This window comes from Variovorax fucosicus, from assembly GCF_030316825.1.
Taxonomy (GTDB): domain Bacteria; phylum Pseudomonadota; class Gammaproteobacteria; order Burkholderiales; family Burkholderiaceae_C; genus Variovorax; species Variovorax fucosicus.
The window spans coordinates 1,230,674-1,255,927 of the sequence record NZ_JASZYU010000001.1; the positions used below are offsets into that span (position 1 = coordinate 1,230,674).

General features: G+C 59.5%; 18 protein-coding genes. 12 read left to right on the plus strand and 6 right to left on the minus strand.

The genetic code is table 11. From position 1 onward, the window contains the following. Positions 1 to 2: 2 nt before the first annotated feature. On the minus strand, positions 3 to 4,538 hold the full coding sequence (locus QTI05_RS05750; RefSeq protein WP_286623287.1) for a glycosyltransferase: 4,536 nt from the start codon (positions 4,536 to 4,538) through the stop codon (positions 3 to 5). A gap of 230 nt (positions 4,539 to 4,768) precedes the next feature. Between QTI05_RS05750 and gmd the strand changes: the two genes are divergently transcribed. The 5 genes from gmd (at position 4,769) to QTI05_RS05775 (ending at position 13,796) form a co-directional block, all read left to right on the plus strand. Continuing rightward, a complete protein-coding gene (gene gmd / locus QTI05_RS05755) occupies positions 4,769 to 5,806 on the plus strand; it encodes a GDP-mannose 4,6-dehydratase (protein ID WP_286541559.1) in 1,038 nt (345 codons plus the stop codon). 49 nt (positions 5,807 to 5,855) lie between these two features. Further along, positions 5,856 to 6,992: a glycosyltransferase family 61 protein gene (locus tag QTI05_RS05760; RefSeq protein ID WP_286541557.1), complete on the plus strand. Its 1,137-nt coding sequence runs from the start codon at positions 5,856 to 5,858 to the stop codon at positions 6,990 to 6,992. Between the two features lie 6 nt (positions 6,993 to 6,998). Beyond that, complete coding sequence (locus QTI05_RS05765) at positions 6,999 to 9,734, plus strand: rhamnan synthesis F family protein (RefSeq protein WP_286623289.1); 2,736 nt, start codon at positions 6,999 to 7,001, stop codon at positions 9,732 to 9,734. Continuing rightward, entirely contained in the window at positions 9,731 to 10,684 is a 954-nt protein-coding gene (locus tag QTI05_RS05770; protein WP_286541554.1) for an NAD-dependent epimerase/dehydratase family protein, read from the plus strand. The genes QTI05_RS05765 and QTI05_RS05770 overlap by 4 nt, the downstream gene beginning before the upstream one ends. A gap of 100 nt (positions 10,685 to 10,784) precedes the next feature. Beyond that, a complete protein-coding gene (locus tag QTI05_RS05775; RefSeq protein ID WP_286623291.1) occupies positions 10,785 to 13,796 on the plus strand; it encodes a glycosyltransferase in 3,012 nt (1,003 codons plus the stop codon). An 18-nt stretch (positions 13,797 to 13,814) separates the two neighbouring features. Here the strand turns inward: QTI05_RS05775 and QTI05_RS05780 are convergent, their stop codons facing one another. After that, positions 13,815 to 14,810 (minus strand): class I SAM-dependent methyltransferase, encoded by a 996-nt coding sequence (locus QTI05_RS05780; RefSeq protein WP_286541550.1) that lies wholly within the window; start codon positions 14,808 to 14,810, stop codon positions 13,815 to 13,817. A 173-nt stretch (positions 14,811 to 14,983) separates the two neighbouring features. Between QTI05_RS05780 and QTI05_RS05785 the strand changes: the two genes are divergently transcribed. Genes QTI05_RS05785 through QTI05_RS05815 form a run of 7 tightly spaced genes read left to right on the plus strand, consistent with a single transcriptional unit; the run spans position 14,984 to position 21,882 of the window. Next, positions 14,984 to 15,982, plus strand: a complete 999-nt coding sequence (locus tag QTI05_RS05785; protein WP_286623292.1) for an NAD-dependent 4,6-dehydratase LegB — start codon at positions 14,984 to 14,986, stop codon at positions 15,980 to 15,982. Between the two features lie 16 nt (positions 15,983 to 15,998). Next, positions 15,999 to 16,712, plus strand: coding sequence for a nucleotidyltransferase family protein (locus QTI05_RS05790; protein WP_286541547.1), 714 nt, complete (start codon positions 15,999 to 16,001; stop codon positions 16,710 to 16,712). Further along, the gene (locus QTI05_RS05795) at positions 16,709 to 17,557 is read left to right on the plus strand and encodes an NAD-dependent epimerase/dehydratase family protein (protein ID WP_286541546.1); all 849 of its coding nucleotides are present in this window, start codon (positions 16,709 to 16,711) and stop codon (positions 17,555 to 17,557) included. The genes QTI05_RS05790 and QTI05_RS05795 overlap by 4 nt, the downstream gene beginning before the upstream one ends. Position 17,558: 1 nt before the next feature. Further along, positions 17,559 to 18,503, plus strand: a complete 945-nt coding sequence (locus QTI05_RS05800) for a glycosyltransferase family 2 protein (RefSeq protein ID WP_286541545.1) — start codon at positions 17,559 to 17,561, stop codon at positions 18,501 to 18,503. Further along, positions 18,496 to 19,179: a class I SAM-dependent methyltransferase gene (locus QTI05_RS05805; protein ID WP_286623293.1), complete on the plus strand. Its 684-nt coding sequence runs from the start codon at positions 18,496 to 18,498 to the stop codon at positions 19,177 to 19,179. Before QTI05_RS05800 ends, QTI05_RS05805 begins: the two co-directional genes overlap by 8 nt. Beyond that, positions 19,176 to 19,556: a GtrA family protein gene (locus tag QTI05_RS05810; RefSeq protein WP_286541542.1), complete on the plus strand. Its 381-nt coding sequence runs from the start codon at positions 19,176 to 19,178 to the stop codon at positions 19,554 to 19,556. Before QTI05_RS05805 ends, QTI05_RS05810 begins: the two co-directional genes overlap by 4 nt. 49 nt (positions 19,557 to 19,605) lie before the next feature. Then, positions 19,606 to 21,882 (plus strand): YfhO family protein, encoded by a 2,277-nt coding sequence (locus tag QTI05_RS05815; RefSeq protein ID WP_286623295.1) that lies wholly within the window; start codon positions 19,606 to 19,608, stop codon positions 21,880 to 21,882. 73 nt (positions 21,883 to 21,955) lie between these two features. Here the strand turns inward: QTI05_RS05815 and QTI05_RS05820 are convergent, their stop codons facing one another. The 4 genes from QTI05_RS05820 to rfbA all read right to left on the minus strand — a co-directional run bounded on the left by QTI05_RS05820 (position 21,956) and on the right by rfbA (position 25,249). Continuing rightward, a complete protein-coding gene (locus tag QTI05_RS05820) occupies positions 21,956 to 22,639 on the minus strand; it encodes a class I SAM-dependent methyltransferase (RefSeq protein WP_286541539.1) in 684 nt (227 codons plus the stop codon). An 89-nt stretch (positions 22,640 to 22,728) separates the two neighbouring features. Then, positions 22,729 to 23,793: a class I SAM-dependent methyltransferase gene (locus tag QTI05_RS05825; protein WP_286623296.1), complete on the minus strand. Its 1,065-nt coding sequence runs from the start codon at positions 23,791 to 23,793 to the stop codon at positions 22,729 to 22,731. A gap of 23 nt (positions 23,794 to 23,816) precedes the next feature. Then, positions 23,817 to 24,365 carry a dTDP-4-dehydrorhamnose 3,5-epimerase gene (gene rfbC / locus QTI05_RS05830; RefSeq protein ID WP_286623298.1) on the minus strand — a complete coding sequence of 183 codons (549 nt, stop codon included), beginning with the start codon at positions 24,363 to 24,365 and terminating at the stop codon, positions 23,817 to 23,819. Further along, the gene (gene rfbA, locus QTI05_RS05835) at positions 24,362 to 25,249 is read right to left on the minus strand and encodes a glucose-1-phosphate thymidylyltransferase RfbA (protein WP_286623299.1); all 888 of its coding nucleotides are present in this window, start codon (positions 25,247 to 25,249) and stop codon (positions 24,362 to 24,364) included. Before rfbA ends, rfbC begins: the two co-directional genes overlap by 4 nt. Positions 25,250 to 25,254: the final 5 nt, after the last annotated feature.

The following is a 25,254-nucleotide window of genomic DNA, read 5'->3' on the forward strand; positions in this document are numbered from 1 at the left end:
CTTCAGCACCGGGACGGGTTTGCTTTCGGAATTGCCTTGATCTCGGCCAGCCGCTGGGCGACGCGCCGGCCGGCGGCCTCCAGCGACAGGCTCGCCTCGGCGCTCAGCTTGGCTTGCGCGCCCAGTTCGCGCGCCCATGCCTGGTTCTCGAAGATGCGGCGCATGTACTGCGCTGCGTGCTCGATGGACGGCTCTGCCCATTCGGAATCGGCGTCATATGGCGGGATCGGGCGTCCGAGCTTGACGCGCTCATAGGGCACGAGCAGGCTGTTGCTGTCGTTCATGAAATCGACGTTGCCGGAGTAATTGGTCGCAATCACCGGCTTGCCCATGAGCATCGCCTCGGCCATCGTGAGCCCCAGGCCTTCGCTTCGATGCAGCGACACGTAGCAATCGCAGGCGTCCATCAGCGAGAGCACCTCATCCGGGCTGTACACCTGGTCGATGATGGTGATGTTGCTGCCGCTCGCCGCGGCTCGCAGTTCTTCCAGCTGCGCGGGATGGCGATCGCCGAACGACGTCTTGAGCACCAGTTGAACCGGCTCGCCGGCCGCGAACGCCTGCTCGAAGGCGCGGATCAGCCCCAAGGGGTTTTTCCGCTCCATGATGCTCATCATGTGGAAGGTGAAGAGGAAGGTGAAAACACCATCCTTCAGACCGAAGTACGACCTCTCCCGCCGCTGGTAGGCGCCGAGCTGAACGCCGGGGAACAATGTCCGCACGGGGATCTTCAATTTCTCGCGCAGGCCCTTGGCCACGAACTCCGTGGCGGCCCACACTTCGTCCACCTGCGTTGCCTTGGCAACCCACGCGTCGGGGATCGAGTCGAACTCCCAGTACCAGTAGGCGATTCGATAGGTTCGGGGTACCCGCTCGAAAAGATCGGCCCGGTCGTAGGCGTCGTCGAAGAAGGGCTCGGGCTGAGTGTGGATGATGGTTGCATCGAAGTCCTCGAAGCCATCGAACTCAATATGGTGGGGGTCGTCCTTCTTGTCCGTTCGCAGGTCGCGCAACGACGTCGCAACGCCCACTCGCTGCAACCCGCCAACAAGGGCCTCGACCGACACCCGCAGCCCCGATGGGTAGCAGAAATGGCCGATGACGTTGACACCCAGCGCCGTCAACTCGCGCGCGACGCCGTTCTTGTCGAGTTGCGCACACCAATCGCGCACCTCTCCGCGCAGCATGGCTTCGTCTGACTGCAACCAGTCGATCAGGGCAGCGGCCTGGGTGGCATCGCCGAGCGCGTTGGGAACCGCCAGGCGCCATGACTCCCTGGCATGGTACGCCGTGCGTATCTGCTGTGCGGGCGTGGCTGTCAGCGGCCATGCGCCAGGCCGAACCCAAAGCGCGTGGATGCGGTAGGTGGCGGAGAACCAGGCGGCGAAGGCATCCTGGCCAAACACAGTCAACGCGTCGGGGTACAACCGCTGCCAGTCCGGATTGAACAGGTAGGCGCGAACCAGTTCGCGCGCCGGATTCTCGGCAGCTTCCCAGAAAAGCCACCATATCTCTTCCAGGCGGAGCTTGAACTCTGGCCGACCATGCCGTGCAAACCAGCGCAACAGTTCTCGCTGGCCGATCGGCGTCAGGCCGTGCGGCATCAAAAGCCTGACATCCGCGCGATAGAGAAATATCTGGCGGGCACGCGCCGACAGGTCTTCCGCAAAAAGCGCATCCACCCAGGTTTCCCATCCGGCCGGGAGATGGAGTTGCTGGCGGCCTTCGCCCTTCAGCCAGCGCACAAACCCGCCGGACGCACCCTCCGACAACGCTTGCGGAAAGCGCAGGCGCAGGTCGCTGCGCGTGCGCAACAGGTCCAGGCACCACCGCGCTGCCGACCATTTGTCGCGAATCTGGTGCACCGGCTGGGGAGGCCACAGCAGTTCATCGCGCTCGACACTGCAGGCCTGCAAGCATGCACCATCGTCCGTCAGATCGAGTATTCGCGCGGGCAGAACCGGCGAGCCATCCTCACGCAGGCGAATCTGCAGGATCTCGCGGACGGAGGGCGCCGCGCCGATGCGCAGCGTCGGGATGGCGACATGCCCATCCAGTTCGGGATGGAGATAGGGGTCTTCGTCGATGCCCAGCGCCCGGATATCGTCCGCGATCCTTCGAACGTCCATGACGGGATTGCTGTTGCCCCGCGTGGCGCCTTCGTGATGCACCAGGCACGCATGGGGCGCGTAGGCCGTGCGAAATCCTGCCCGCCAGATGCGCAGGCAAAGCGCCACGTCGCTCATCGCGACGAGGTAGGACTCGTCGAAGCCGCCAACCTGTTCAAACGCATCGCGGCGCACCAGCTGACACGCGCCCATGATGGCCAGCCAGTTGCGCGGGTGCTCGGCCGAACCGAACACGTCCCAGCGCCCTGCCTCTGCACTTCTGTACATCAGCGCGGCAAGGTGAATGCCCACACCGACGCCACCGTGCTGCAGTTCGCCGGAAGGATAGATGAGCTTGGTCCCCACAACGCCCACACCTGGACGCACGGCAAAGCTCACCAGTTCCTGCAGCCAATCCCGGGAGACCACCTCGATGTCGTTGTTCAGGAACAGCAGCAGGTCGCCGCGTGCGAAAGACGCGCCGTAATTGCAGGCAGCGGAGTAGTTGAACTTCTTGAGGAAATGGACGATCCGGATGCAGGGGATCTGCGCGAGTTCGCCGTAGTACGCGAGCGTCGCGGGGTCGTCGGATCCGGTGTCGACGATCACGATTTCCTTGTTGTCGTAGTCTGTGCCACGCAGCAGCCCGTCGATGCACATGCGCAGCAGCTCGGGCTTGTTTCGCGTCGGGATCACGACGGAGACGAGCGGCGGCTTCGCGAGGGCCCACATGACCCGCTGTGTCCCGTCAGGCTGCGTTTCCGCACGAGCTTCGAAGCCGGAACGCGCCCAGTATCTTTCGATGACAGCGCGACCGTCGGCTGCGCCGGAAGTGCCAGACTCCGGCCGCCCGCGATCCGCGCCGTTTCGCAGATGGCAAAGCACCTTGGGGATCCGCCCGATGCGCTGCGCAGAGTCACTCGCACGCAGGTTCAAGTCCCATTCGACCGCAGCACCGGCCTGGCGGTCGAACCCTCCCACCTCGGCCACGAGCGCACGACGCCACAGCGTGAGGCGGCCAAAGTAGTTGAACGCGTACAGGAGGTCGGGCGACCAGCCCGGTTTGAAGTACGGCGCCTCGCGCGCCCCAGCCGCAGATTGCGTGTCTTCGTCGCTGTAGAGAATGTCAGCCTCTGGCAAACGTTGCAGCGCCGCAGCAATCTCGTTCGATGCGGCGGCGGCGAGCACGTCACCCGCGTCCAGCACAGCGATGAACTCCCCGACGGCCAACTCGAAGCCGGTCGCCAGACAGGAAGCCTTGTCCGGCGCTGCAGCGTCGACCACACGGATGCGGTCATCCGCCAAGGCACCAACCCTCGCCCCGAGTTCGCGGCTGTGCGCGACACCTGCGCACACGATGGCTTCCCATTCACCGTGTCGCTGGCCGCGAATCGACTCGAGCGTCCGGGTCAGTTCGTTGTTGTCCGTCCCGGCAAAGACCAGAAAGCTGACAAGAGGAAGGTCGTTGCGCGGCACTTCAGCCGCATCCGACCACTTCTCCCCGCTGCGGATCCACTCTGCATACTGGCCCTCCAGGGGAATCGAAGGAGACGGAGCCAGGCTGCCGCTCGGCGCCTGCCCACCGGCGCCACCCGTGCGTCTGGCCTGGATGAAGCGGACACGCTGTGGCATGCGCCAGGGCGTTGCAGCCCACCAGGCGGCCTTGACGAGCCGGCGTGCATGCTGCCTCAGCGCCGGCGAAATCATCGGCACCACCCTGCGCAATGGGGCCGTGATGCGCCACGAGGCAGATGCCCGCATCTGGGCAACCAGCACGGCGTTGTGCTCCGCGCCCGCGCGCGCCGCCTCGTTTGCTCGCAGTTCGTCCTGCAGTCGCGCAGAGAGTGCCTCTGCACTCAGTCTGGCCTCGCGCTCTTCGTGTTCCGCACGAAGCCCCTCTTTCTCGGCGACCCGCGCGCGAACCCTGGCGTCGGCCAGCTCGATCTCGAGTTGACGGGATCGGTCTTGCCACGCGCCCGCATCCCGGCGCAAGGGCACATGCAGTTCCCCACGTTCGGCCGCCGCGTAGTAGCGGTGGGTATCGTCTGCATGAACGAAGACGTACCGCTGCCTTGCGAGGTCGCTGTCGAGCGCCATTTCGTTGTCGGCCGGCGCGATCGCCACCAGCCATGGGCGAGGGGCAGACCCACCCTGCCCCGCCGACAGGGCCGCCTCGAGCCACAGGGCATCCACCACCATCAAATGGACGGCTTGCCCCTCGGGCACCTTGTCCGCCCATGCAACGCCGGGCGCGGCAGGGTCAGCCACAACCTCGATGCCGCTCCAGCCGCGTTCGGCGAACGCGCGCAGAACAGAATCCGCGCCTTGCGACAACGCGCCCACCCTCACATAGAAGCCCTGCTCGATATTGCGCAAAGCGCGCCGGAACGCGTCGTTTTCGGGAGTTGGGAAGAAAGAGGTGACAGTCATGAAGGGCCGGCGGCACTAAGCTTGAGGGCGTCTCTGCTGCGGCCGCCCGGATGTGAAACGGGAGATGTGAAGGCTCCCATTGTGCCCCGCCCGCCCCAGGCTGGACCTCGTCACGACATGTGTAAGAGTGCTACAGCCAGTTTGCGGCAAAATTGCGGGCCCACGTGCTGTCATCCAACTGCGTTCACACTCCGTGAACGCAGCCGCAGGTTGTCTTCAGAAAGGTATTCATGAAAAAAAGAGCAGTAGTCACTGGCGTCACCGGACAGGATGGCGCCTATCTGGCGGAATTGCTTCTGAGCAAGGGCTACGTGGTCTATGGCACGTACCGCCGTACCAGTTCCGTGAACTTCTGGCGCATGGAGGAGTTGGGGATCCAGCACCATCCCGACCTCCACCTTATCGAGTACGACCTGACCGATCTCGGCAGTTCGATGACGCTGATGAAGGAAGCGCAGCCTGACGAGGTCTACAACCTGGCGGCGCAAAGCTTCGTGGGCGTCAGCTTCAACCAGCCCGATGCCACCGCGCAAATCACCGGCATGGGTGCATTGCACCTGCTGGAGGCCATCCGCCTCACCAATCCCAAAATCCGCTTCTACCAGGCCTCGACTTCGGAGATGTTCGGCAAGGTTCAAGCGATTCCACAGGTTGAGGACACCCCTTTCTATCCGCGCAGCCCCTATGGTGTGGCCAAGCTCTTCGCGCACTGGATGACCATCAACTACCGCGAGAGCTACGGCATCTTCGGCTGCAGCGGGATCCTCTTCAATCACGAGAGCCCGTTGCGCGGCCGCGAGTTCGTCACCCGCAAAATCACCGACTCCGTGGCGAAAATCAAGCTCGGCAAGCTCGATGTGCTGGAGCTCGGCAATCTCGGGGCCAAGCGCGACTGGGGTTTTGCCAAGGAATATGTGGACGGCATGTGGCGCATGCTCCAGGCCGACGAACCCGACACATTCGTGCTCGCCACGAACCGCACGGAAACCGTTCGCAGCTTCGTGGACATGGCGTTCAGGGCCGCAGGCTATGAACTGCGGTTTGAAGGCGAAGAGCAGAACGAGGTCGGCGTCGACGTCAGCACCGGCAAGACACTGGTGCGCGTGAACCCCAAGTTCTACCGACCGGCGGAGGTCGACTTGTTGATAGGCAACCCGGCCCGCGCCAAGGAAAAGCTCGGATGGGAGCCCAAGACGACGCTGGAGCAACTCTGCACCATGATGGTCGAGGCTGACCTGCGCCACAACGCGGACGGGCATTCGTTCTGACGCGCCGAAGGCTGTCCCGGCGGCCTTGCCCGGGCGTCGGTTCTCTCTCATGCACTTCGACTACTCGTCGCCACTGAGGCTGAGTCCTTCCACCGCCGGGGTGACTGTCGAAGAGCACGCAAGCCTGCGGGTGCGCCCGGGCCCCTCGTTTCACGACGACCCCGATGGCGCCGGCTTGTTCCCCTCGCTCGGCGAGAGCTGCGTGCCGCATTCGCCGGCGTTCGTCCTGCAAACAGGGGCGGTAAAGCAGATCGGGTACCGCGGTTACCTGAGTGGCGGAAACGAGTTCTTCACGGACGAAGCGCTCGTCAACGCCGACGAAGAACAGCGCTTTGTCGATCGCATTGGCCAGCAGTCGTCTTTTCCAAACGAAGACACAGGGCTCATTCCAGCGCACGAAACGGGTCGTTTCACTTTCGATGCGCGAAGCCGCCCCGTCATCGACATCGATGGGGAGACGTTGTGCCTCTGCTCCTTTGAACCGAGCAATTACGGCGCCTTCCTGTTTCGCGTGCTGCCCAAGCTTGCCGGGCGCCGACACCTGCTCAAGAGCCGCGCCGTGCTTGCACCGCTGTACAACCAGGCAATGCGCGATCTGTTTGCAATGGCGGGGGTACCGGTTGAACGCATCGTGGCGCACAACACGCACGCCATCTACAGGCTGAAGACGGCAATCATTCCGTCGCTGCGCAACACCCATGCGCTACTCGATGCGGAGACACTTGCGTTCTATGCGGCGCTTCGCGATCGCTACGGCACACGCCGCGGGGCACGGAAGATCTTTGTATCGCGCCTCGGCTGGACCGAGTCGCACGCCGCCACGCACAGGGTGATGCGCAACGAAGAGCAACTGGCCCGGCGGCTCGCGGCCGAGGGCTTCGCAGTCATCCGCCCGCACAATATGTCTTCCAGACAGCAGATCGAAGCCTTCTCCGCCGCGGATGTGATCGTGGGCGCGTCGGGTTCCGCCATGTTCAATGTCGTTTTCAGCCGTCCCGGCACGCGGCTGATCGACATCGAGTCGGAGCCGCACTGGATATTCGCGCACACCAATCTGTTCGGCTCGTGCGGCCTGGACTACGGAATTCTCGAAGCCAAGGCGATCGATCAAGACTGGGGCACCGCGCACAAGCCGTTTTCGGTGAACGTGGATGCTTTGATGACCCGCATCACCTCTTCAACATAGCTTCTCATGACCATTTCGGGACAAACCAAGAGTGACTCGGACGCCGGCACCGATCTGCCGTCTGAAGGGCCGTTGGTCGAGGCATTGCGGGCCGAGCTGGCGGCGGTCTATGCGTCCACCTCCTGGCGCATCACTGCACCGCTTCGCGCCGTCCGAGGCAAGGCAAGGCCGCCACAGACTCAGGCAGTGCCCGAACCGTCCAATCCTGAAGTGGAACTGATCCGACGCAGCGGCTTCTTCGACGAGGCGTTCTATCCAGGCGCAGAAGACGCCCGGGCGATGGGCATCAGCCCGGTAGAGCACTATCTCACCAAGGGAGAAGCGGCCGGGCTGGCGCCATCCCGCCTGTTCGACCCGGTCTACTACGCCAGGCGCTACGACGATGTTGTCAAAGCTGGCCGCGGCCGGCTGTCGCACTATCTTCTCAGCGGGAAGCAGGAGGGCCGCAGCGCGCGGCCTAAGGCCGGTGACCTGGACTTCCCGACCGACAGGCTCGATCCAAACCGCGAAACGGTGATCGTGGCCGTGCACGAGGCGACACGAACAGGCGCTGCCATCCTGGCGTGGAACATCATTGGCCAACTGCAGCGGCGCTACAACGTCATCGCCCTGCTCAAGCGGGATGGCCCGATCACACAGGCTCTCGTGAGCGCGTCGTGTGGCGCGGTGATCCTGCCTGAGAAGTTTGTCCTCGTCGACGCCGAACTCGATGCACTCGTGCGGCAGTTTGTAAAGCACTACTCACCCAGGTATGTGGTGGCAAACAGCGTTGAAACACGCTACTTCGTTCCGTCGTTCGAGCGAATGGGTGTACCCACCGTTTCGCTGATCCACGAGTTTTCCAGCACGGTCAGGCCATTGGGCGAGTTGAGCCAACTATTTGTGACCGGCTCTCAACTCGTGTTCTCGGCCAATATCGTTGCGCAATCGGCCCTTGACGACTACAAGAGCCTTCATACGCGAGCCTTCAAGGTCATCCCGCAAGGCGCATCCGCGCTGCCACCGAACGATGCAGCCGTCGGCACAACAGCGACCGGGGGGCCGGACAACCTCGGGCAGATTCCGAGCGACGATGGCTCTGTATGGGTCGTGGGCATTGGGACGATCACCATGCGCAAGGGTGTGGAGTTCTTCATCGCCGCTGCGGCCAGCGTACAGCGCATGATGCCGAGTCGGCCCGTCAAATTCGGCTGGATCGGCAAGTGCTATTGGTTCGACCAACCCTATCTCGACTATCTGAACGAGCAGGTCAAGCGCTCCGGCGTTGAAGCCTCATTCCGCTTTCTGAGCGAGTTTGAAGATCTCGAGCCCGTTTATCGGCGCGCCGACATCTGCTTCCTGTCTTCCCGCCTCGACCCACTGCCCAACGTCACGATCGACTCAGCGCTGCGCGGGATTCCCACGGTTTGCTTCGACGAAGCCAGCGGGATGGCCGAGATACTCAAGAGCAGCAAGCAAACCAGCGGATTGGTCGTGCCGTATCTGGATGCCGAGGCAGCGGCCCGCGTTATCGTCGAGCTGGCAAACCACCCGGCCCAATGGCAGGCCTACTCTGACGCGATCCGCGCGGTTGCCAGCGGGCGTTTCGACATGGTTCAGTATGTTGAGGCAATCGACAAACTGGGCCTTGCCTCAGTTGATGCCAATGCGCTGGTAGAGCTCGATCGCGCAGAGATCATGCGACGCGACGCCTTCAACCCTGCGCTCTATCTGGGGCCCGCGGTCTCGACGATGTCTGCTGACGAGGGTGTCCGCAAATACCTTCACGCGTCGCGCTTGGTCGCGCCGCGTGGCCAGCCCCGAACCGGCCTCGTTGTGCGAAGGCCCCTCGAAGGCTTTCACCCACTGGTCTACGCATCCGACAACCCGGACTACGACGAAGCGGCAGGTGAAGACCCGCTGGCGCATTACGCGCGCACAGGCTTCCCGGAAGGACGCTGGAAACATGAGGTCATTCGCCCCGAAGGCGCCGCCACGCCGGTTTCCAGCACGTTGCGCGTCGTGGTTCATGCTCACTTTCACTACCCGGAACTCCTGGGAGACTTCATCGACCGCATCGCGCGCAACGAAACGCCGGTCGATTGCGTCTTCACAACCACCTCCGAGGAGCGGGCGAAGCAGATCCTCGAAGCGCTTTCGCTCTCGGATTTGACACGCGCGAGCGTTCATGTCGTTCCCAACAAGGGGCGGGACATCGGGCCTTTCCTGAACGCACTCCACAAGGGCCTTTTTGCGAACTACGACGTCATCGGCCACTTCCATGGCAAACGCAGCCCGCACGTCGACGACGCGGTGGGTGCAACGTGGAGGGACTTTTTGTGGGGGCATCTGCTCGGCGACAAGGAAAGGATGATGGACATCATCCTCGGCGCGTTCGCGAGCACTCCCTCTCTCGGGCTCGTTTTTCCGGAGGATCCTCACCTGAACGACTGGGACGACAATCGTGAAATAGCAAGTGCAGTCGCGCAACAGATGGGCTTGTCGCTGCCGCTGCCGCTGCCGCTGCCGCTGCCGCTGCCGCTGCCCAACCATTTTGATTTCCCACAAGGCACGATGTTCTGGGCCAGACCGGCGGCACTCGAACCGCTGGCGAGATTGGGAATTGCATTGGAAGACTACCCGGACGAGCCAGTTCCGATCGACGGAACATTGCTGCACGCTCTGGAAAGGCTGATTCCCTTTTCGGCGACCCACGCGGGTTTTCGATATGCGACCACGTACGTGCAGGAACTTCTGCGATGACATCTCACGTCGTCGTCGGAGGGTGTGGCTTCCTTGGTCGCCACCTTGCCAGAGGCCTGAAGCAATCAGGTGAAGACGTTGCCGTGGTGGACATCTGCCCGTTTCCTGCTGAATCGACCATCTCGATACAGACAAGGCGCTTCGATATTCTGGAAGCGTCGACCCCGGACTTCGACGCAATGATCGACGGTGCAGACGTAGTGCACCACTACGCGTGGACCACCTTGCCTGCATCGGCGAACGCCGATCCCTTTGCCGATGCCCGCGACAACCTGAGAATTACCATCGGTTTGCTCGACGCGCTGAAGCGCAGAGGCAAAGGCCGAATGGTCTTTGCCTCCTCCGGAGGTACGGTCTATGGCAAGTTGCGCACTATCCCCGTACCGGAAGACCATCATCTCCAGCCAATCACCGCTTATGGCGTGTCGAAGGTGGCTGCGGAAAACTACTTGCGTCTCTACCGGCATCTGCATGGCGTCGACTCACGGGTCGTCCGCATCTCCAACCCCTATGGTGCGGGCCAGAATCCATCTCGTCAGCAAGGCGCCGTGACCACATTCGTGCACCGTGCAATGCATCGCGTACCCATCGAGATCTGGGGAGATGGAGAAACCGTGCGCGACTACATCCATGTCATGGATGTAGTGCCTGCGCTTATTGCGGCCTCACGCATGCCGAGCGCCGACGAGCTTGAAATGCCAATTTTCAACGTTGGCAGCGGACAGCGCTACACCTTGCGTGAAATCGTCAAACTGGTCGAAGCAGCGCTGGGTGAATCGCTGGAAATCAACTGGAAGCCGACGCGCCCCTTCGATGTTCCGATCAGCGTACTGGACATTGGACGTGCCAAGCGAGAATTGAACTGGGCACCCGAAATCGACTTGCAGGCGGGGATCCTGCGGATGATTCAGGACTTGAGTATCGACGAGCATCGCCAATACTCAAGCTAGCCAACTCTTTGTTTTAGGGTTTTGCCCAAAGCCGGCCGTTCATATGCAACCAAAACGCCTCGCAGTTTTCTGCATCAAACTACACAGGATTACCCGAAAAATGATGCGTGAGTTCTTGATCAAAAAAGAAGTCCACTCCTCGGGACAGTTCGACGCTGATTACTACCTTCAGTCAAACAGCGACTTGAATGCATTGTCCGCAACGGGCGCTCTTTCCCACTTCGTTAAATTTGGAATGATGGAAGGACGCCGGCCGTCCGAGAAGTTTGATCCAAAATTTTATCTTTCCACGATTCCTGAGTTGTTGGACTATGAATCAGCTTTCCTTCATTACATTCGCCATGGAGTAAAAGAGGGCAAGCCAGGCATCGGATTCCCAGAAGGATCAGACAAGGACCTCACGCGCATGGTGCACGATTCTGGCTTGTTTGATTGGCAATTCTACGCGACGGCCTACATCGATGTACCATTCGACGCCCAAGCCGCGTTGGACCATTTCATGGCGATCGGCATGGCAATCGGACGGCAGCCGAGCATGCAATTCCGTCCAGACGACTACTGCTCGGAGAACCCGGAGGTTCGCAGCCGCGCGGAAGCCTTGCTGGATTGCATTCATCGCGGACAATTGTCGCAGCCTATCATCGCAAACAGAATAATACCAATCGATTATATACAGGCAGCGAAGAAAATAAAGAATAGCAAACTTTTTGATGAAGATTTTTACGTCAGCCAACTGCCGGCGTCGGACCTAGAACAGTGGGATCCGGTCATGCACTATCTGGCGACAGGTGCACAGTTTTGCACGGAAGTGAATTCAAAGTTCTCATTGATTGGTTATCTCGCCAAATACCCTGACCTGCGAGCGGCCTGCGCCAATCCTCTGCTTCATTGGTTGGATTCCGGAAGAATCGAGCACCGGGACCTGCCGAATCGCGATCTGGCTCCAGTATGGGAAGAGACGAACCGCAATTTTCCGCTTCCAGACGATTGTGTGAAGTTCGAACTGATTGCCGGTCAAGCATTCTTTCGCGGTTACGGCTTTGACTTCGTCAACAGGAATGTCAAAGGCTACGTCACCAGGTGTATTAGCGATCTGTCGCGCGCGACCCTGCCAACAGGTAGAACAGGCGTTGGCGCTCGTGTTTCTGTCATCATTCCCGTATATGGGCAAATCGACTACGTGCTAAGTTGTCTTGACTCGTTGAGCAAACACCGATCGATCCATTTGTGCGAAATCATCGTATGCGACGACGCTTCGCCCGACGCGAATGAAATGACGTTGCTTTCAGACATTCCTTGGATCAAATATCTGCGGCGCGCGCAAAACGGCGGATTTATCGATTGCTGCAATTATGCTGCTTCGCAAGCCACGGGAGAGATTTTGATCTTCCTGAACAGCGATACGCGCGTCGTCGAGGGTTGGCTCGATGAGTTGGTTTGGGGGTTTGACAACCTGGAGAATGCGGGCCTGGTGGGTTCGAAGCTATTGAACGCGGACGGTACTCTTCAAGAGGCTGGAGGGATCATTTTCCAGAGTGGCGCCGCTCACAACTACGGGCGCGGCCAAGACTCCAATGACCCCCGTTATTGCTTTTCTCGGCAAGCTGACTATATATCCGGTGCGTCTATCGGCATTACTCGCGAACTGTGGGAAACACTTGGCGGCTTTGATCGCCACTTTTTCCCCGCTTACTGCGAGGACGTGGATCTGGCATTCAAGGTTCGACAGGCCGGGTACAAAGTTTGGTATCAACCCTTCTCGCGTGTTGTCCATTACGAAGGCATCACTCATGGTAGGGATGTCAATTCAGGCACAAAGGCTTACCAGATTGAAAATCTGAGAAAAATTCTCATCCGTTATGGTACGGAGCTCGCCGATCATGCGCCGGCTGCAACCTCGCCGCATGAGGCCGCCACTTTTCGTTTGAAAAAACGCATGCTGGTGGTGGACGCATTGACGCCAACACCCGATCGGGACTCTGGCTCCATCATGACATCAGAAGTGATGCGTACGTATCGGAAGCTGGGATTCGAACAGCATTTTGTTTCTGCCTGTTTTCCGCAGTGGCTTGAAAAGTATTCTTATGAGTTGCAGCGGAACGGCACCTGCTGTCATTACGCCCCATTTTCCCCTGGTGTAGGATCCATCGCACGATCGACGGGCGCCTTTGAATTAGCATTGATTTACAGACACGACGTAGCCCAACTCGTTTACGACAAAATTCGAAAGAGGATGCCGGAAGCCCGTGTCATATTTGCAAACGTCGATTTGCACTACCTGCGGGAAATGAGAGGCGCGGAGGTGAGCGGAGATCAACGGGCATTGAACCGCGCCCAATTCACAAAAACCAGCGAACTGGGAATGTTCGTGAAGGCCGATGCAGCATTCGTGCATACCGCCGCAGAGCGCGAGATCATCGCATCCGAGTTGCCGGTGAATCTCGACAACATCATTGTTTTCCCGTGGCTCGCAGAGATCGTCGGTGCTGCCAACAAGTTCGACCAGCGGCATGACCTTATGTTTCTGGGCAACTTCATGCATGTGCCCAACATTGATTCGGCCATCTATCTTGTCAAGCAAATCTGGCCATTGCTTGAAAGCAAGCTACCGGCACATGCCAAGCTCTACATCGTTGGCAACATGCCCACGCCGGAGGTCACCGCCTTGGGCTCGGATCGAATCGTGGTCACCGGCTTCGTGGAGGATATGACACCCTACTTCGAGAAGTCGCGCGTGTTCCTGGCGCCGCTGCGCTATGGAGCAGGCATCAAAGGCAAGATCGTGACCGCGTTTGCGCATGGTGTTCCGTGCGTTGCGACACCTGTTGCCGCCGAAGGCATCGGCTCGGACCACGATCCACACATCGCGGTGGAGGGCGATGTCGAATCGTTCGCGCGCGCCGCATTGAAGCTTTACTTCAATGAGGACGAATGGAGCGTCATGCAAAAGGCCGCCTTTTCGTATCTGGAAAAAAGCTACTCCCGTGCGCAAGCCGAAGAACTGTGCCTCAAGGGATACGACGTTGCCGGTCGAATCTGGACACGCAGGTATGAACACAAACGTGTTGCAGCGCTCGCAAAGATATTGCAGCAACAAGGCGACCGGCCCTGATGACCGAGGCCTGAACACTCAGGCCTTGCGCGCCTCGAAAACGAGCGAGTAAGAGCCGACGATGCCTTCGTCAGGCTGAAACAGGTTCCATGCAAAGGGCTGGAAGCCGATGTCGGCCAGCCTCACCAGCATTTCCAATCCGAAGATTGTCCAAACCAGAATGCCCTCGTCGGGCCGCACGGGATCCCCGTGGAACTGCTTGTCCGCCAGGTACACGATCTGTCCATCGACAAACTTTGCCCTGATGTCGTCGTGCGCGGCTTGCGCATTGAACGGCACCGTGAAGATGTGCCGACCGCCGGGCCGAAGAACCCGAAAAATCTCGCTGTGCGCCCGGTAAGGATCGGGCATGTGTTCCAGCACGTCACTTGACAGCACCAGATCGATCGAGGCATCGCCGAACGAAAGGTTCTGCAGATCTTCATGGCGGCGCCCATCTACGTCCTGCCCACGCTCGTATTCTTCACCGAAATATTCGGAGCACAGGTAGCCTGACGCAACCGACAGTTGCGTGTGCATCGCCCCGTTGGACTCGGTGTTGTAGATCACAAAGTCTTGCGGAAAAACCATTGCCCCGGCCGCTCGCAACCCGCACTGTCTACGCAACACGTGTGCAAGCTGCCTCTGCCGGTTGAACGAGCCACACGACGAGCAAAATCCGGATTCCCGCAGATTCTCGGTAAATCGCTCAAAGCTGCAAGGCATGCCGCAGACCGGACACACGCCCTGCAACGGTTCCGCGCTGCTCACTTGTCCCGGATAGGCATCCTCCGGCTGAGCCGCGAAGGGAAACATGGGCAAGGTGGCTCGAACAGCAGTTGGCGACGACACGACAACGCTGCGCTTGCCAAACATTGCTTGAAGAATATTTCTCACCTGCGCTCCAGATTCGTTTGACAAATCCGCCACATGCACGACTCCCGGTGTTGCGAGCCGGGTGCTGATTGCTGACTCGCGCCATGCACGGCTGACGGCACTGCACTGTATAGCGGTGGCGCCCAGTACGCGTGACATAAAATCTTCACTCCCGCCGACCTGATCATGTCACGCGCACGCTTGCTTTCCGGCGGTGCTCGGCAGACGCAGGCGGGATCAGAGTCCTCGTCGGTCACTCACCATTTTCGGGCTTGGCGTGGCCGCCAGGTCGCCCGAACCCATCCCAGTCAACACGTGCTTAGGCTTGAATCATGAATCTGAAGGGCAAGAAGGTATTGGTCACCGGTGCGGATGGCTTTATCGGTAGCCATCTGGTGGAGGCGCTTCTGGCAAAGGGATGTGACGTGCGCGCGTTCGTCTACTACAACTCGTTCAACAGCTGGGGATGGCTGGACACCTTCCCGGCCGATCTGCTCAAGAGCCTGGACGTCTTCGCCGGCGACATACGAGATCCCAACGGTGTGCTTGAGGCGATGCAAGGTTGCGACGTCGTGTTCCACCTCGCGGCGCTCATCGCGATTCCGTTTTCGTACCACTCGCCCGACTCGTACGTGGATACCAACATCAAGGGAACATTGAATGTCCTCCAGGCTGCCAAGCGCCTGGGCACCGAGCGGATCATGATCACGTCCACGTCGGAGGTTTACGGAACCGCCCAATATGCCCCGATCGACGAAAAGCACCCCTTCCAGGGGCAGTCGCCGTATAGCGCAACCAAAATCGGCGCCGATCGATTGGCCGAGTCCTTCTTCAGATCTTTCGGCACGCCTGTGGTGATCGTGAGACCTTTCAATACCTACGGGCCACGTCAATCCGCGCGGGCCGTCATCCCGACGATCATCACCCAACTGATTCTTGGCGAAGAAGAGTTGCGACTCGGCAGTCTCACGCCAACCCGGGATTTCAACTACGTGAAAGACACCGCGCAGGGTTTCATTGCACTTGCCGAAGCTGACGAAGCGGTGGGCAAAGAGATCAACATTGCGACCGGCAAGGAGTTCACCATCGGGAATGTGGCAGAGATTCTGATATCCGAACTGAATCCTGGCGCACGGATCGTCACCGAGGATCAACGCCTGAGGCCTGACGCCTCCGAGGTCTTCCGCCTGATGGGTGACAACACCTTGATCACAACGCTCACTGATTGGCGCCCTGGTTTCGATCTGGATGCCGGTCTGCGCGACACGATCGCGTGGTTCAAGCAGCCCGACAATCTTTCGAGATACAAGGCCTGGCTGTACAACGTCTAAGGGAAAGCATCACATCATGCGAGCAGTCATTCTGGCGGGGGGTAAAGGCACCCGACTTCGGCCTTACACCACGCTCATACCCAAGCCACTTGTGCCGCTGGGCGGAAAGTACTCGATCCTCGAGATCATCATCATGCAACTGAAGCGCTCGGGCTTCACGCACATCACGCTTGCAGTAAATCACCTTTCCCAGTTGATCATGGCGTACTTCGGCGACGGATCTCGTCTTGGCGTTCAGCTCGACTATTCGCTTGAGGATGGCGAACTCAGCACCATTGGTCCGTTGACGCTCATCAGTGATCTGCCCGAGAACTTTCTGGTAATGAACGGAGACATCCTCTGCGACCTCGACTACAGGAAGTTCTTCGAGGCTCATGTCGCATCGGAAAGCATGATTTCGGTCTCGTCCTATCGCCGTCAAGTCAAGATCGATTTTGGAGTGCTCCGATACGACGCGAACGGCAAACTGACCGAGTTCCAAGAGAAGCCGTCCTACGATTTCGATGTGAGTATGGGCATCTACTGCATCAACCGATCGATCATCGAAGGCCTTCCCAAAGGCATGAAGTACGGATTCGACAACTTGATGATCGATGGCCTGAAGAACAAGCAGGCGATTGACATTCGCTCGTTCGACGGTTACTGGCTGGACATCGGACGTCCGGACGACTATGAGTTTGCAGACGAGAATTTCGAGGAGCTGTCCGCCAAACTTGGCATTGATCAATGAAAAAGGTGCTGATGACCGGCGCGGAAGGCGCGCTGGGCCAGGCGGTTCTGGCAGCACTGCGAAGGGATTCGCAGTATGTAATCGAGACGGCCGGTCGGCGCAGCGAAAAGCTGCACCTGGATATGAAGGAGGCGCCGGATTTTCGGTGCCTGCTCGATCAGACGCGCCCTGATCTGATCCTTCACCTTGCCGCAACCTTTTCAAACGAGTTCGATGAGGCGTATGCGGTCAACGTGGAGGCGACACGGCGTCTGCTCGAAGCGGCGCAAGACTCCAGCCCCCGCCCGAGAATCCTTCTGGTCGGATCCGCTGCAGAGTATGGCGCGGTGCGCCCTGAAGAAAACCCGATTCGCGAAGACCACGCATTGAACCCTGTTTCGATCTATGGCCTCAGCAAGACTTGGCAAACCCAGCTCGCGGGGCTTTACGCCAAACGCGGCGTAGACGTTGTGGTGGCCCGGCTGTTCAACCTCGATGCACCCGGCCTGTCCGAGCGCCTGTTCGTCGGCCGAGTGCAAAAACAGATTCAAGAAGTGCTTGGCGGCCTAAGGACAGAGCTCGAACTGGGGGCGCTGACTGCGGTTCGGGACTATGTCAGCGCAGCCGATGCCGCAAAGCAACTCATTGCCGTTGCCATTCATGGTCAGGCAGGACGTGCGTATCACATAGCGAGCGGAACGCCGGTCACAATGCGGGAGTTGCTCCAATCCATGTTGGCTGCAAGCGGCCTCGATCACATTGGCGTGCGTGAATCCAGCGAACTCAGCAATCGAATCGGCTACGACGTGCCAGTCATCTACGCAGATACCACGCGCACGCAAGAGCTCATACAGCAAAGAACCTGAAGTGCCGCAACTCAAACTCACTGTCCTCACGCCTGTGTTCAATGAAGAGCAGGTGATCGCACATTTTCACGAGCGTACGACGGGTGTGCTGGATCGCCTGGACAACGTCGCAGCGACCATCGTCTACGTCGTGGATCGCTGCACTGACAACACCCTCGAGGTGCTTCGCGGCATCGTCGCAGCCGACCCCCGTGCACGAGTCATCGCATTGTCTTCGCGATTTGGTCACCAGATGTCGCTGCTGGCAGGCATTGAGCACTCGCTCGATGCCGACGCCATCATCATGATGGACAGCGATCTGCAACATCCTCCCGAGCTCATACCTGAACTGCTCGACAAACACCGCCAAGGTTACGACGTCGTCTACACGGTAAGACGCGATACCGAAGACGCGAGTTTCTTGCGCAAGAGCGCAGGCAATATGTTCTATTTCACGCTGGGCAAGATATCGCAGGTGCCGATCAATCCCAACGCGGCCGATTTTCGATTGATTTCCAATCGGGTTGCGCAAGCATTGGCAAGCGGCTTCCGCGAGCGCAACATGTTCCTGCGTGGCCTCTTCTCCTGGATTGGCTTCAATCAGACGAGTGTCGAGTACACGGCCGAAAAGCGCTTCGCCGGCCAATCGAAGTACTCCTTGTCACGGATGATCAAGCTCGCGATGGCGGGCATCCTCTCGTTCAGCACCAAGCCTTTGCAGTTGAGCATCTTCGTCGGTGCATCTTTCGCCCTGCTGGCCTTTCTGCTGATCATCGTCTCGATCATCAAGTTCTTTCTCGTCCAGTCAATTCCGAACGGTTGGACGACGCTGGTTGTTTTGTTGCTCCTTTTCAGCGGTATCCAGTTGATCGTGCTCGGCATCATGGGTGCGTATGTCGGTGGCATCTACGAAGAGGTAAAGGGTCGGCCGCGCTACATCGTGGCAGAGGAGATCTCACATGAGTAACAAGGTCGACTTCGACAACTACACCGATAACTACAACCAGTTGCTCCGAGAAAGCACGGGATTCTTTTCGGCCAGCGAAGAGTACTTCGCGCGCTACAAGATCGAACTCGTGCGCAAGATGATCGATCGGTCGCCGAAGCGCATCCTGGAATATGGTTGCGGAATTGGCCGGAACATCCCGTTTCTGCGCTCCGCATTCCCGGACGCCCAGATCGAGGGCTCCGACATCTCTGCAGCAAGCCTGGAGATTGCCCGCCGGGACAACCCGGCGGTCAACTTCTTCGTCGAGGATGGCGATGTACAGCAAGGCGAGCCGGTAGATCTGATTTTCGTGGCCGGCGTGTTTCATCACATCCCCGTGTCCCAGCGTGCCGCGGTAACGAGGAAGCTTTTCAGTCGCCTGTCACCCGGCGGTGAACTCTTCGTTTTCGAACACAATCCGTTCAACCCCGTGACGCGACGGATCGTTGACAACTGCCCGTACGACGAAGATGCGGTTCTCCTGAGACCTGCAGAACTCAAGTCGCTCATGCGAGACGCGTCGTTGACCCTCGAAGGGGCAGGCTACTGCCTCTTCGTTCCGCCCAAGCTGTCCGCGCTCACATGGCTGGAAAACGTCCTTGGCTGGCTGCCGCTGGGCGGGCAGTACTGGGTCAGGGGCCTTCGACCGGCATGAGGCAATTTCTCCGGTTTCTGACCGTTGGAGTCATAAATACGGTCTTTGGCTACTGCATCATCTTCGCCTGCATGTATCTCGCAGGCCTGTCGGCAGAACTCAGCAATGTCATCGGCTACGGAGTGGGCCTGACGACCTCTTACCTGTTGAACAGGAACTACACGTTCAGAAGCACGCAGCGGAGCGGAACCGAGGTTCTGCGCTTCGTCAGTGTCTTCGCGATCGCTTATGGAGCCAATTTTCTGGCTCTGCTCGTATTCATTCGACAACTTGGCATACATGAAGGTGCAAGCCAAATTCTGGCCGGCGCCGTCTACGTGCTTGCGTCTTATGCAATGAACAAGTTCTATGTCTTCAGGAATGCCGATGCCGACTGATCGAGAGGGGGCTACTCGCCACATACGTTCAGCGCGATTGCCTGGAGTCGTGACCCTTCTGATCCTGACAGCTCTCTGGTGCTTCTTTCTGAGAAACACCTTTGACGCAGGACGATCGTTCGCGCTGGACATGGACAACGAATTCTTCGTCGGCACAGTGCTTTCTGCCATTTCTGCCTCCTTGTCGCATGGCGAGTGGCCCCTCAGGATGGACACGGTACTTGGTGGCGTGCCGCTCTACAACTTTCCGCAGCTGTCGCCTCTTTACCCGTTCTATTTCGCCTCGCTTCCGATCTTTCGCACGCCCGGCGACGTCGTGCACTCGATGCACTGGCTCACTGTCGGTCACCTGCTGATCCTCGAGATCAACACCTTCGTGTTCCTGAGAGTGGTCGGCGTATCCCGAATCGCCGCTGTCGCCGGCGCTGCGTTGTTCGCTTTCAGCGCGAATAGTCTTACCTACGCAGCCTGGTTGAACATCACGGCGCCCTATGCCTGGTTTCCGCTGTATCTCGCCGGGCTGATCGGCATCTTCCGTGCTCCGGATCGCGTCATCTTTCCCGTCGTCGCCTTGGTCGCAGTCGTGTTGCTGGCACTGGCATCGCCCGCGCAGCCCTTGATCCATGCAGTCATGGTGTCCATTGTTTTCGTCGTCGCGCACTGCTGGAGAGGCAACGGATTCGTCGACGGGTGGAAAGAAACCCGCCGCCCTCTCGCGGTATTGGGGGCAGTGGGTGTGCTGGCTTTCCTGATCGTCGCGCCCATCGTCATTCCGACGGCTCTCGAATTCAAGGACATGATTCGCTGGATCGGCTCCTTCCCGCCCGTGATCGGCAATGCGCGCATCCCTTTTGCTGCGTTCCAGGTCGATCAGCTTTCGGTGTCGAGTCTGGCCGGCATTCTTTTCAGACAGGAGGGCGCAGCAGTTGGCAGCCCCTATGTCGGCGTGATCGGCGTGGCATTGGCCGCAGTCGCGGCCGTATCGTCCATGCGTTCATGGATCGCGCGCGCGCTTCTGTTCATCGCGCTCTACTCGATCATCTCGGCGACCGGCAGCAATCTCGGTCTGGCGCACTTCAACTATCTCGTCCCCGTTCTCAACAAGATCCGGGAACCAAGCCGCTTCCTGGTTCTGTTCCAGTTCGCGATCGCAGCGCTCGCCGCCTTGGGAATCGACCAGCTTCGCCGAGTTCTAAGGGCAGATCGTGACCTCGCAGTGCGAAACCCGCGCCGGGAGATCGCCGCACTTTGGGTCGTGGCTGTATTGGGACTGGTGCTGATGCTGATGCCGGCAATCCAGGCGAAAACCATATCGACCCTCTCCCCTTGGGTGTCCGTGCTGGCGTTGGTGTCGTTGATTGCCCTGACCATGCTGTGCATGCGCAAGCCTTCGAATTCTGCGGGCATGTTTGTCGGCTTGCTGTGGGCAGCAGTGGCCTTGGTTCTTCTGGCCGCCGACGTTCGATGGGTGCCCGCGCCTATTTCTGCCAGCAAATACAACCGAGACGGTGGGCACGAACTCGACCAAGTCTTCGATCGGCTCGTCGCACTCGACCCGAAGCGTCGATATCGGGTTGTCTTCGACGGGACGATCGACAAGCAAATGGCTGCGATGCTGGCCTCGTACAAGGGCATTCGCACGCTCAACGCGTACTTCAACCCTGCGCCATACCGTCAGTTCGAGGAGCTTTACTACCATGCTCAGCGCTCGCCCAACTACTTTCAGGCACTCGGCGCAAGGTATCTCGTCTGTGATTCATGCGCGGCCGATGCCGTTCGCGGCTACGAGCTTCTCGATCGCACTGCTGGTTTCAGCATCTATGAAGCCAAGCATGCGTTGCCTCATAGCCAGTTGATGACGACCGTCGACGGCACCTATTCGGGTCTGAACGATTTTGCGGCAAAGCTCGCCGGCGCCGATCTGTCGAAAGGCCTGCTCTTCGTTTCGCCCGGCGACGCCGATATCGCCGGCACGGCTTCACAAGATGGGTGCACGAGCGAGGAAACGCGGCGCTCCGCCGAACGTATGCGCGTGACAAGCACCTGCCCCGCGAAAGCCGCACTGGTCGTAAACGAGTTCTTTGACCCGTCCTGGAAGGCGAAGATCGACGGCAAGGCAGCAAGGATTGTTCGCGTCAACAGCAGCCAGATGGCAATTCCGTTACCGCCGGGCCAGCATGTAGTGGATCTTCGATACCGACCAGTAACCTTTCTGGTCTCGGTCCCCATTGGCATTGCAGGAGCGGGGCTTGCCGTCTTGGCATTGATCCTACGAAGAAGGGGCCGTGCCCGCTCCAAGGCATCTGTTCTTGGCCAGGGTGTCTAGCAAGTCATGATCTAGCGCCGGGAGCGCTTGACTCGCCAGCCGCGATGCCAGAGCGGCCGTGGCCGCATCTCTCTCAACTATTGAACGCTGCAAAGGCCGTAGCGGCCGGATACTGGACTGCATGGGTTGTGACGCGTCGAAAGCCTGCTTCCATCATGAAAGTCCATGCGTCCGCACCGAATTCAGTTTGTACGATCAGATCATCGGTAGCGGTTGCGGCATCTCCGTGAAAGCTCTTTGGCAATCCCGTTCGATCCCTGGTCATTCTTCCGACAATGATCGGGACAGTGAAACAGAGGGCTCCGCCGGCCCGCAGCACCCGCCTGCACTCCTTGAGGCCATGCACCGGATTCGGCACATGTTCGAGCGTGTCCGAGTGGATCACCAGGTCGAAAGTGCCGTCTGCATAGGGCAACGCATGCATGTCGACTTCTGGGTATTTGCCAAACTGATACCCGCTGAACCCTTGAAGGGTAGAGGTCAACGTGCCGGCCTCGTTCAGTTCAAGAATGCGAAGCTCGCGGCCCGCGGTGACAGCTGCGGCTTCGCGTAGCGTACCGGGCGTACCGAGACAGGAAAGTATGGCCTCGGCGAGCGCGATGGAGCGCAGATTGGCCCCGCAAGCTGTGCACTGCTCACCCTGCTGTCGGTCAATGTAGTCAGCCTCAGCGCGTGAGATCTGCCATTCGTCAATGAGTCCTTGCCAGAGAATCGCCCGGGAAGAGAATTCTTGGCCGCCGCAAACAGTACATTGCATCGTGCGTGTCTTAGTGAAGATGGGGAAGGCGCAGAGCGTATATCAATGGCCGGGCGGATCCATCGTCGGACGCCTGATGAGCAGGCTTCCTACGCCAATCTCCGAGCCAGCCACCGCAAGGGAGCCATCCATCTCCACGACCGGGAGTTCTTCAGTTCATCGATCTCGCGCCGAGCTTCGGCGGCGCTGGCGCGTGCTTCGGTCAAATTCATCTCCGCCGCCTCGATCTTCCGGGTACTGGCTTCAAGCCGCTGTTGCAATTGGTCGTGCGCCGAAGCCTGTTGAACACGCTCCGCGTTCAGCTTCAGCGCATGCGCGCTGCGCTCGTCAGACTCCGCCTGCAGCTTCAAATAAGCCACAGACAGCGCCTGATGCTCCTGATCCAACCCCGATGCCCAGTGCATCACCTTTTGCTGATCCGCATACAGATCATTGCTGCTTTCAACGAAGAGGTTTGGACTCAAATCCGGCAACAGCCCCTCGCTGGCTGCACACACAGCAACGAAGTACATGTTCTGATCCGAGAGGTGTGTTTGAGCCGTGACCTGATCGTCCCTCATGAGGATCGCGTCATATCGGTTCGCTGGCCCGTCGAGAGGCAACAACGCGGACGCCGTCAGGAAGCGCTGCCCGAAATAACGCGTGGCCCCGAAGTGCCGACGCAAAAGTTGCTCCAGTGCGGCGAAATAGAGCTCCTTGACGTGAAACTCGTTCGCGTAGTTCCGATCGTCCGAATAGACCTTCTTGTTGGGCGAAGAGATGACGAGAACACCGGTGGCCTTGAGCACGCGCCGCAATTCGGCGAGCATCTGCTCCTGCTCCGAGAGATGCTCCAGCGTCTCGAACGAAACCACGACGTCGACGCTCGCGTCATCGACGGGGATGTGCGTTGCGCTGCCCTGAACGAAGCGCAAGTTCGCGCGGCCCGCGTAGTTGCGCGCCGCGTGATCTACGGCATCCTTCGAAATATCGACCCCGATGACTGATTGCGCCACTTTCGCGAGCAATGCCGAACCATAGCCTTCGCCGCAAGCGATATCGAGAACTGCCTTCCCACTGCACAACGACTGAGCCCAACCGTACCGGTGCATGTGCTCGTACCTGATTTCACCGCTTTCTGTGGGGATGAATCTTTCGCCGGTGAATTCAAGCATTGCAGGGTCTTTTCAACAATTTTTCAGTCAAACACTTCCGCCGAGCGGAACGGGACGGCGGCCGCATCCTTGGCGGAAAGCTTTGGATCCCCGCCGGTATCCGGCCAGCGAATGCCCAGTTCGGGGTCGTTCCAGGCGATCGCGCGCTCATGGGCCGGAGCGTAGTAGCTTGTAGTCTTGTACAGGAAGTCCGCGGAATCGGTCAGCACCAGAAAGGCGTGCGCGAAACCCGGCGGCACCCACAACTGCTTGTGGTTTTCGTCGCTGAGTTCGGCTCCCACCCACTGTCCAAACGTCGCAGACGACTTGCGAATGTCCACGGCCACGTCAAACACTGCACCGCGAACCGCCCGCACCAATTTCCCCTGCGGCTGCTCTATCTGATAGTGAAGTCCCCGGAGTACGCCCTTGACCGAACGCGAATGATTGTCCTGGACAAACTCGACATGCTTGCCGACCGCGTCATCGAAAGCCTTGTTGTTGAAGCTCTCGAAGAAGAATCCACGCGCATCGCCAAATACCTTGGGCTCGATCACGAGCACATCGGGAATCGCAGTCGGCGTGACCTTCATGAGCGCATCTCCTCGGCCAGCAGATGATTCAGGTATTTGCCGTATCCGCTTTTTTCCAGCGGCGCGGCCAGTTTGGCCAACTGCTCCCGATCGATGAAGCCGTGCCGCCACGCAATCTCTTCCGGGCAGGCGATCTTCAGCCCCTGCCGATGCTCCAGCGTGGCGATGAACTGCCCCGCTTCAAGCAGGCTCTCATGCGTGCCCGTGTCGAGCCACGCATAGCCGCGCTGCATGATCTGCACGTTGAGTTGCCCGAGATCCAGGTAAGCCTGGTTGACCGCGGTGATCTCCAATTCGCCGCGCCCGCTGGGCTTCACGGCCTTGGCGATGTCGACGACTTGGTTGTCGTAGAAGTACAGGCCTGTCACCGCATAGCTGCTTTTGGGCTTGGCCGGCTTCTCTTCGATGCTGCTGGCCTTGCCATTTGCGTCGAACGCCACCACGCCATAGCGCTCCGGGTCGTGCACGTGGTACGCGAATACCGTGGCGCCGCTGGTTTGCGCATCTGCATCGCCCAGCAGGTGCTGCAGGTCATGACCGTAAAAGATGTTGTCGCCCAGCACCAGCGCGCTCGGCGCATTCCCGACGAACTTGTCGCCGATGATGAACGCCTGCGCCAAGCCGTCCGGACTCGGCTGCACCGCGTACTCCAGGTTGATGCCCCACTGGCTGCCGTCGCCCAGCAACTGCTGAAAGCGTGGCGTGTCCTGCGGCGTGCTGATGATCAAAATGTCGCGCATGCCGCCGAGCATCAACGTGCTCAGCGGGTAATAGATCATGGGCTTGTCGTACACCGGCAGCAGTTGCTTGCTCATGGCGAGCGTGGCCGGATGCAGGCGGGTGCCGGAGCCCCCCGCGAGGATGATCCCCTTGCGTTGCGTCATCGTTG

Coding starts and splice junctions, on each gene's coding strand:
- QTI05_RS05750 (WP_286623287.1), bottom strand. CDS start 4,538: ATGACTGTCACCTCTTTCTTCCCAACTCCCGAAAACGACGCGTTCCGG.
- gmd (WP_286541559.1), top strand. CDS start 4,769: ATGAAAAAAAGAGCAGTAGTCACTGGCGTCACCGGACAGGATGGCGCC.
- QTI05_RS05760 (WP_286541557.1), top strand. CDS start 5,856: ATGCACTTCGACTACTCGTCGCCACTGAGGCTGAGTCCTTCCACCGCC.
- QTI05_RS05765 (WP_286623289.1), top strand. CDS start 6,999: ATGACCATTTCGGGACAAACCAAGAGTGACTCGGACGCCGGCACCGAT.
- QTI05_RS05770 (WP_286541554.1), top strand. CDS start 9,731: ATGACATCTCACGTCGTCGTCGGAGGGTGTGGCTTCCTTGGTCGCCAC.
- QTI05_RS05775 (WP_286623291.1), top strand. CDS start 10,785: ATGATGCGTGAGTTCTTGATCAAAAAAGAAGTCCACTCCTCGGGACAG.
- QTI05_RS05780 (WP_286541550.1), bottom strand. CDS start 14,810: ATGTCACGCGTACTGGGCGCCACCGCTATACAGTGCAGTGCCGTCAGC.
- QTI05_RS05785 (WP_286623292.1), top strand. CDS start 14,984: ATGAATCTGAAGGGCAAGAAGGTATTGGTCACCGGTGCGGATGGCTTT.
- QTI05_RS05790 (WP_286541547.1), top strand. CDS start 15,999: ATGCGAGCAGTCATTCTGGCGGGGGGTAAAGGCACCCGACTTCGGCCT.
- QTI05_RS05795 (WP_286541546.1), top strand. CDS start 16,709: ATGAAAAAGGTGCTGATGACCGGCGCGGAAGGCGCGCTGGGCCAGGCG.
- QTI05_RS05805 (WP_286623293.1), top strand. CDS start 18,496: ATGAGTAACAAGGTCGACTTCGACAACTACACCGATAACTACAACCAG.
- QTI05_RS05810 (WP_286541542.1), top strand. CDS start 19,176: ATGAGGCAATTTCTCCGGTTTCTGACCGTTGGAGTCATAAATACGGTC.
- QTI05_RS05820 (WP_286541539.1), bottom strand. CDS start 22,639: ATGCAATGTACTGTTTGCGGCGGCCAAGAATTCTCTTCCCGGGCGATT.
- QTI05_RS05825 (WP_286623296.1), bottom strand. CDS start 23,793: ATGCTTGAATTCACCGGCGAAAGATTCATCCCCACAGAAAGCGGTGAA.
- rfbC (WP_286623298.1), bottom strand. CDS start 24,365: ATGAAGGTCACGCCGACTGCGATTCCCGATGTGCTCGTGATCGAGCCC.
- rfbA (WP_286623299.1), bottom strand. CDS start 25,249: ATGACGCAACGCAAGGGGATCATCCTCGCGGGGGGCTCCGGCACCCGC.